The organism is Sphingorhabdus sp., from assembly GCF_044357595.1.
GTDB lineage: Bacteria > Pseudomonadota > Alphaproteobacteria > Sphingomonadales > Sphingomonadaceae > Sphingorhabdus_B.
This window is the reverse complement of the sequence record NZ_JBIKPH010000109.1, coordinates 1-8403: the sequence shown is the minus strand read 5'-3', so window position 1 is coordinate 8403 and position 8403 is coordinate 1. Positions and strand designations below refer to the sequence as shown.

Below are 8403 nucleotides of genomic sequence, written 5' to 3'. Positions count from 1 at the left end.
AGAAAATCCTCAAGATCCTCTTCAATCGGCACGCCATGCAAACGGATCTGGGGGCTACCAAGCATTCTGTCCTTAGCATCCAACGCAAAGGCCACTGAAATCAGCCCATACCATGACAGGCGGCGGCGTTCGTTCAATGTTGCGCCATCCGCGGCAATGATGGTGTCTCCATCCAGTATCAGACGCCCCGTGCGTTCCTTGCCGATAATTTTGGGTTCGCCAGGTGCCAAGCGCACAACGTCGCCATTTGACTGTACCACTGTCTTAGGCACGCCATGGGCACGGGCAAACCGCGACTGTTCCGCCATGTGCCGACGTTCGCCGTGGACAGGGACAAGAATTTCAGGCCGGATCCAATCATACAGCGCAGCCAGCTCCGGCTGCCCTGGATGTCCAGACACGTGCACATGCGCCTGCTTTTCCGTGACGGTCAGAATGTTGCGCTCAGCCAGCTTGTTCATGATGATGCCAATGGCAATTTCGTTGCCCGGTATCTGTTTCGATGAGAAGATGACCGTGTCGCCCGCTTCCAGCTTTACGGGGTGGTTACCCTCAGCAATACGCGCCAATGCCGCGCGTGCTTCGCCCTGCCCCCCCGTTGCCACTACAATAACGTCACGACGTGGAAGGCTATCGACGCTCTCCATGCCAATGGTCTTGGGCATATCCTTCAAATAGCCATTGGCCTGCGCGGCCTCAATAATCCGGTGGAGCGAACGGCCTGCAAAACATAATGTGCGGCCGCTTTCACGTGCCACTTCGCCTAAAGTCTGTAAACGTGCTGCGTTGGAGGCAAATGTGGTGACGACCACCCTGCCCTTTGCGGCCTTAACAGACTTTAGCAGGTCATCCTTGACACTGCCTTCGCTGCCACTGGTTTCCAGGTTGAAGACGTTGGTAGAATCGCAAACCATAGCCAGCACTTTGCCATCGCCAATCGCGGTTAGCGCCTCTTGCGTTGATGGTGTGCCCAATACGGGCCGTGGGTCCAATTTCCAGTCGCCTGTATGGAATATTTTTCCATAAGGCGTTGTGATCAAGCAGGCGCTCATTTCAAGGATCGAGTGCGCCAAAGTAACAAACTTAAAATCAAATGGGCCCAAGTAGAACGCGCCCTCCATGGGGATCACGTTCAATTCTACTATGTCGGCGATGCCTTCTTCTTCCAGCTTGCCGCGAATAAGCGTTGCCGTGAATGGTGTCGCGTAAAGCGGTACGCCCAGGTCGGCGGCAAAATACGCAACTGCGCCGATATGGTCCTCATGACCATGGGTCAACACGATACCGAGCAAGTCTTTTTTACGCTTCTCGATAAATTCGAGATCGGGCAAAACAAGGTCAACACCCGGATATTCCGAGTTCGCGAATGTCAGGCCAAGATCAACCATTACCCACTTGCCTTCGCATCCGTACAAATTGACGTTCATGCCAATTTCATTGGACCCGCCAAGGGCAAGGAAAAGAAGTTCATTTTTTGGGGTCGTCATTAGGTAAGTTCTCTATTCCTGTACAAAAGCGCCAGCCCCCGCAGCGTTAAATCCGGCTCTACCCGGTCAAACAAATGGCCATGCTGCTGAAACAATATAGCCAAACCGCCAGTCGCAATGACCGACACCGGTTCGCCGATTTCAGCTTTCATCCGTGCGATCATCCCCTCGATCATCGCCACATAGCCCCAATAGATGCCAATCTGCATTTGTCCAACAGTCGTTGTGCCAATTACGCTTTCATTTGGTGGCGGTTCGATTGCAATTCGCGGCAACATGGCGGCCGCAGCGTATAGGGCATCAAGGGACAAGTTCACACCGGGCGCAATGCTGCCGCCGCGATAGGACCCATCTGGACCGATATAATCAAAGGTGGTGGCCGTGCCAAAACTGATAACGATCTTGTGACCTTCTGTTAACGACTGCGCGGCGATGGCGTTAACGGCGCGGTCAGCGCCAACCGAATGCGGTTCTGCAACCCGCAGTTGAATACCCCAGCCAACGGCCCCGCGTCCTGCGACCAATGCCTCACAGCCAAAATAGCGCGTCGCCAGTAACTGCAAATTGTGCAGCGCTCGCGGCACTACGGTCGCAATGATAACCGCATCAATATCCGTACGGTGATATCCTGCCATCTGGATAAGCTGATCCAGCCAGACAGCATATTCGTCAGCTGTACGCCGTGCATCGGTTGCGATGCGCCACCGCTGCAATATTTTGCCTGTATCGTCGACCAATGCAAATTTGGCATTGGTGTTACCTGTGTCAATCGCGAGCAGCATAGCCCACTCCTGTTAAATTAGAAAAACATCGGCGGCGTGAATGGCACGAATTGAACCATCCGCCAAGCGAAGCTGCAATGCGCCATCTTCATTCAGTCCTGCATAAAGGCCGTCCAAATGCTCTCCATCGGGCAGCTTTGCGGACAAAGCAGTGCCGCGTGGATGTGCACGTGCCACCCAATGCCGCACAATCACTTCGACCCCTGACTGACGCCAGATAGCGAGATAGCGCGCAAAGACCTCTGCAACGATCTCTACTGCCGTTTGCGCATCGGGTGGCGTTGCACCACGGGTAAGTAGGTCCGTTACTTTGCGTTCAAGATTCTGCGGATGCCAAACTAGGTTAAGGCCGATGCCAACGACAACAGCGTCAGACGCGCGCTCTAACAAAACGCCGCATAATTTTGCGCCATCCGGCGTCATAATGTCATTTGGCCACTTAACGTAAATAGGCACTTGGGGCGCGATCTGCCGCACGGCGTCAAACACAGCTACAGCCGTCACAAAGGCTAGGCTGGGCGGCGACGGGTCCGTATCGCGCAACCGTACAATCGTGCTCGCAAAGAGATTACCCTTGGGACTTTCCCAAATGCGCCCAAGCCGCCCGCGTCCGCCATCTTGTGCATCGGCACGCAGCCACAATCCCTCAGGTGCGCCCTGAACCGCCCGCGCCAAAAGGTCCGCGTTCGTTGATCCTGTCAGCGTGACTTCTTCAAATATCGGCGTCAGAAAAGCGCTCTTGCGGCATAGGCCGTCCACACACCAAGCGCCGGTATTGCAAAATAGCCAAGCGGCGAGTTCGCGGCAGCCAACAGCCCACCAGTCCAGACGAGAACCTTGTCATCGCTTTGCCCAATCACGTCGGCGGCATCATCGAAATACATGACCTTGACGACTTTCAGGTAATAGAAAGCTCCAATCGCCGAAGCGGCAATGCCGATGGCGGCCAATGGCAAAAGACCCGCGGCAACAGCAGCGTTGAACACAACCAGCTTGCCCCAAAAGCCGAACAGTGGCGGAATACCAGCCAAGCTGAACATGAAAATCGCAAAAGCAGCCGCCAGCGCTGGACGCGTTTTGGAAAGCCCCGATATGTCGGCGAATTCTTCGCGATAACCGCCATCCTTGTCCTTCAACTGCATCAGGCATACGAAACTACCCAAAGTCATCGCAACATAGATAGTCAGATAAACCAGCATCGCGGCAATGCCCTGCTCTGTCCCCGTGGCAAGACCAATCAGAATGAAGCCGACATTGTTGATTGAGCTATAGGCCATAAGGCGCTTCAAATTCTGCTGACCAATTGCGCCAACTGCGCCGATGATAATTGACATTAACGCGACGGCAATGATGATCTGTTGCCACACGAAAATCTGCGAGCCAAATGCCTCAAGCACGATGCGGATGGTCAACGCAATTGCCGCAACCTTTGGCGCGCTGGCGAAGAATGCGGTCACGGGCGTTGGCGCGCCTTCATATACGTCCGGTGTCCACATGTGGAACGGCGCAGCGCTAATCTTAAACGCTAAACCAGACAGAATGAACACGATGCCGAATATCAAGCCAAGGCCGACTTCGCCGTTCATGGCCGTGCCGATGGCAGCAAAGCTTGTCGATCCGGCAAAGCCATAGACCAAGGATGCTCCATAAAGCAGCATCCCGCTGGCCAAAGCGCCAAGGACAAAATATTTGAGACCAGCCTCAGCCGAACGCCCATCGGAACGCGCAAAGCTCGCCAAAACATAAGCAGAAAGGCTTTGCAGTTCGAGCCCGATGTACAGTGAAATCAGGTCCGTCGCGGAAACCATGACGCCCATGCCGATGCAGGAGAGCAGGATGAGCACGGGATATTCAGCCCGCATGGCACCCGTTTTTTCAAGGAAACGCGGGGCAATGATCAGGGAAATTGCCGCCGCTATATACACGAGAATTTTGGCAAAATTGCCGAAGGCATCATTGACCAGAAGGCCATCAAAGGCCGAAGCATCGGTTCCCTTCGCCATAAAGGCAAATACGAAAGCCGCCGCAGCAAACAGCCCTCCGACCGACAAAATGCTGATCAGGCGCCCTGCCTGTTCCCGCCATGCGGCCAGCAACAACAGCGCCAGCGCCGAGAAACTCAGTATAAGCTCCGGACGGACTAATGAGAGAGAAGCGTTCAGTTCCATTATCAATGGCTCCCCTCAGCCATGTTTTTTTCCGGACCATGCACAACGCGGTAAGGCGCAGTTGTCGGGTCTACTAATTTGAGTTTGCTATCCCCAGCAGGTGCAGCGCGTTCGACGCGGGCGACAATCGTTGCGACATCGCGGCGGATAGGCGCCAAAAATGTTTCCGGATACACACCCATCCACAAAACCACGACGGCAATAGGTGCAAGAAGCCACATTTCACGGCCATTGACGTCCGACATAGCGGCAGCATCTGCATTGACCTGCGGGCCAAAGGCGATGCGGCGATAGAGATACAGCATATAGCCAGCGCCAAGGATGATCCCAGTGGTCGCAATCAACGTGGCCCAAGTCGAAACCTTATACGCGCCGGCAAGGCTCAAAAACTCGCCCACAAAACCGCTGGTTCCCGGCAAACCAACGCTCGCCATGGTGAAAAGCATGAAAAGCAAAGCATATTTGGGCATATTGACGCTCAGACCGCCATAGCGGCTGATCTCACGCGTATGCAGGCGGTCATAGATAACGCCAACACACAAGAAGAGTGCACCCGACACCAGGCCGTGGCTCAACATCACAATGATCGCGCCTTCAATGCCCTGTTGGTTAAACGTAAATAGGCCAATAGTCACAATTGCCATGTGCGCGACCGAGGAATAGGCGATCAGCTTTTTCATGTCCTGCTGCACCAAAGCAACCAGCGACGTATACACAACGGCCACCATCGACAGGCCAAAGACCAATGGAATGAAGTCGGCACTTGCTTCAGGGAACATCGGCAAAGAAAAACGCAGAAAGCCGTAGCCGCCCATTTTTAACAACACGCCCGCCAATATGACAGAGCCTGCGGTCGGCGCCTGAACGTGCGCGTCGGGCAACCATGTATGTACTGGCCACATCGGCATTTTTACGGCAAAAGATGCGAAGAACGCAAACCACAGCCACTTCTGCGCCTCAACAGGGAAATCTGTGTTCAACAATGTTGGAATATCCGCCGTGCCGGCAAACTGGATCATCCACAACATAGCGATCAGCATCACGAGCGAGCCGAGCAAGGTGTAGAGGAAGAATTTGTAAGACGCGTAAATCCTGTCCTGTCCGCCCCAAATACCGATAATCAGATACATCGGGATTAAGCCAGCTTCGAAGAAGATGTAGAACAGCAGCAAGTCCTGCGCCGCGAAAACGCCAATCATCAACGTTTCCATAAGCAAGAACGCGGCCATATATTCACCGACGCGCTTCTGTATCGACGTCCAGCTTGCGCCGATGCAAATCGGCATCAGGAACACGGACAGCATGATAAGCGTCAAGGAAATGCCATCAATGCCAAGACGCCAGCCAATTGGCCCGAACAAGGTAGCTGCTTCAGTAAACTGCCACTGCGCGCCCGCCGGATCGTAGCCAAGCCATAGCACGACACCTAGCGCTAGGTTCGCCAGCGTGGCCACTAACGCGATTAACCGCGCCTGTTCAGCCCGCACAAAAAGGCAGAATGCTGCTGCAACCACCGGAATGGCGAGCATAATAGAAAGTACAGGGATATCCGCGGCGTTCATTATACTCTCACTATCATCCAGCTAACCGCGACGACGAGGCCGAGAAGCATCACAAGCGCATATGTATATAGATAACCCGACTGCATCCGGACGGCCATCTTGCTCCCGAAAGACACTACGGCAGCAGAACCATTGGGTCCAAAGCGATCAATGATCCCAATGTCCCCCTGCATCCAGAAAAGGCGCCCGAACCAGAATGCGGGCCGCACAAATAGGAAGCTATACAGTTCGTCGAAGTACCATTTATTTAGAAGGAAGCGATAGATTGGCGCGAAAGTCGCAGCCAAGCGCTGCGGCGCGTCCTTTGACAACTGATACATAGCAAACGCTGTTATCAGGCCCAGTAACATTGCCACTGTCGACGACAGCTTTACCCACATCGGCACCTCATGCATCGCATGCATCAAATGTTCGTTGAAATAGAGGGTGCTGTTTGCCCAAAACGCCTTACCAGCCTCTGCCTCAATAAATTGATTATGGAAGACAAAGCCTGCAAACACCGCGCCAAGCGTGAGCAACGCCAATGGTGTTAGCATCGACCATGGGCTTTCATGAGGATGATAACCCGCCGTCCCGTCACTTGTCGTCGCGTGCGCATGTGCATCATGGTCATGCTCATGGGCGTGGTCACCATGATCATGCACCGCGTGCTGAATATGCTCCGATTGCTCCCAACGTGGCTTGCCGAAGAAGGTCAGAAACATCAGCCTCCAGCTGTAAAAGCTGGTCAAAAGCGCAGCGATCACACCAATGGCAAAGCCGTACATATGATAGGTCGATCCACTGGCGAACGCGGCCTCAATAATCGCGTCCTTGGAATAGAAGCCGGCAAATCCGCCAACTCCAACGATGCCAACGCCCGTAATTGCAAGCGTACCAGCCATCATCGCCCAAAATGTCAGCGGGATATGTTTCCGAAGGCCACCATAATAACGCATATCTTGTTCATGGTGCATGGCGTGGATTACCGAACCCGCACCCAAGAACAGCAACGCCTTGAAAAAGGCATGCGTGAACAAATGGAACATTGCCGCGCCATATGCGCCTGATCCTGCCGCAAAGAACATATAGCCAAGCTGCGAGCAGGTTGAATACGCGATGACGCGCTTGATATCCGTTTGCACCAAGCCAACCGTTGCAGCAAAAATAGCGGTCGTCGCCCCGACGATTGTCACGACGTTGAGCGCAAACTGGCTTGTCTCGAACAAAGGCGACAGGCGGCAAACCATAAATACACCAGCGGTCACCATGGTAGCCGCGTGGATCAGTGCCGACACAGGTGTTGGCCCTTCCATTGCGTCGGGTAACCAGGTGTGCAAGCCAAGCTGCGCCGATTTGCCCATCGCGCCGATGAACAACAATATACACAGCAAGCTCATCGTATCGACACGCAAGCCAAGGAAGCCAATGCTTGAGCCGACTTTATCAGGTGCGGCAGCGAGTATTTCAGGGATGGAAACCGTGCCAAATAACCAGAATATGCCAAAGATACCCAGCATGAAGCCAAGGTCGCCAACGCGGTTGACCACAAACGCCTTAATTGCTGCCGCATTCGCGCTTGGTTTTTTGTACCAGAAACCGATCAGCAAATAAGATGCAAGGCCAACACCTTCCCAACCAAAGAACATCTGGACTAAGTTGTTCGCGGTTACGAGCATCAACATCGCGAAAGTAAACAGCGATAGATAGGCAAAAAAGCGCGGCTGGTCGGGGTCTTCCTCCATATAGCCCCAGCTATACAAATGGACGAGAGCAGACACGCTGGTGATCACGACCAACATGACCGCGGTGAGCGCATCGACGCGCAATTCCCAGTCAAACGTAAAATCGCCGGACTGCACCCATGTCATCACAGGCTGCACATAAGCGGTTTCACTGCCACTCAGAAAACCGATGAAGATCGGCCAGCTCAGGAACGCGGCGATAAACAACCCTGCGGTTGTGATCGTCTTGGCCGCCAACGCACCAATTAAACGCTGTCCCAGGCCTGCGACGAGCGCAGCCAGAAGCGGCAGGAAAACAATGATATGAATTGCAGTCACTGGATGTTACCCCTTCATCCGGTTGACATCATCAACGGCAATTGTTCCACGGCCACGAAAATAGATAACCAAGATGGCAAGGCCAATCGCGGCCTCGCCGGCAGCGACAGTCAACACGAACATCGCGAAAATTTGACCCGTCAGGTCGCCTAAAAACACGCTGAACGCGACAAGGTTGATATTTACCGCCAGTAAAATCAGCTCGATAGCCATCAATATGATGATGACATTCTTGCGGTTCAGGAAAATCCCAAGCACGCCCATGACAAACAATATGCTGCTGACAACGAGATAATGTTCGATACCAATCACAACTCAATCCCCTGCCCGACGGGCTGATTAACATTACGCGTCGCGTCTTC

Annotated in this window: 7 protein-coding genes; all 7 read right to left on the bottom strand. The window is 53.7% G+C overall.

Annotation, left to right across the window (positions count from 1 at the left end):
• Positions 1–1487, bottom strand: a 1487-nt coding sequence (locus ACIQ2T_RS10275; protein WP_397590726.1) for a ribonuclease J, incomplete at its 3' end; no start/stop codon positions are given.
• Positions 1487–2269, bottom strand: a complete 783-nt coding sequence (locus ACIQ2T_RS10270; RefSeq protein WP_397590725.1) for a type III pantothenate kinase — start codon at positions 2267–2269, stop codon at positions 1487–1489. The genes ACIQ2T_RS10275 and ACIQ2T_RS10270, both read right to left, overlap by 1 nt.
• A gap of 12 nt (positions 2270–2281) precedes the next feature.
• A complete protein-coding gene (locus tag ACIQ2T_RS10265; protein ID WP_397590724.1) occupies positions 2282–3028 on the bottom strand; it encodes a biotin--[acetyl-CoA-carboxylase] ligase in 747 nt (248 codons plus the stop codon).
• The gene (gene nuoN, locus ACIQ2T_RS10260) at positions 2995–4437 is read right to left on the bottom strand and encodes an NADH-quinone oxidoreductase subunit NuoN (protein WP_397590723.1); all 1443 of its coding nucleotides are present in this window, start codon (positions 4435–4437) and stop codon (positions 2995–2997) included. Before nuoN ends, ACIQ2T_RS10265 begins: the two co-directional genes overlap by 34 nt.
• A 2-nt stretch (positions 4438–4439) precedes the next feature.
• Positions 4440–5999 (bottom strand): NADH-quinone oxidoreductase subunit M, encoded by a 1560-nt coding sequence (locus tag ACIQ2T_RS10255; RefSeq protein ID WP_397590722.1) that lies wholly within the window; start codon positions 5997–5999, stop codon positions 4440–4442.
• Positions 5999–8041: an NADH-quinone oxidoreductase subunit L gene (gene nuoL, locus ACIQ2T_RS10250; protein WP_397590721.1), complete on the bottom strand. Its 2043-nt coding sequence runs from the start codon at positions 8039–8041 to the stop codon at positions 5999–6001. Before nuoL ends, ACIQ2T_RS10255 begins: the two co-directional genes overlap by 1 nt.
• Positions 8042–8047: 6 nt before the next feature.
• Positions 8048–8353: an NADH-quinone oxidoreductase subunit NuoK gene (gene nuoK, locus ACIQ2T_RS10245; RefSeq protein ID WP_125230259.1), complete on the bottom strand. Its 306-nt coding sequence runs from the start codon at positions 8351–8353 to the stop codon at positions 8048–8050.
• Positions 8354–8403 lie beyond the last annotated feature (50 nt).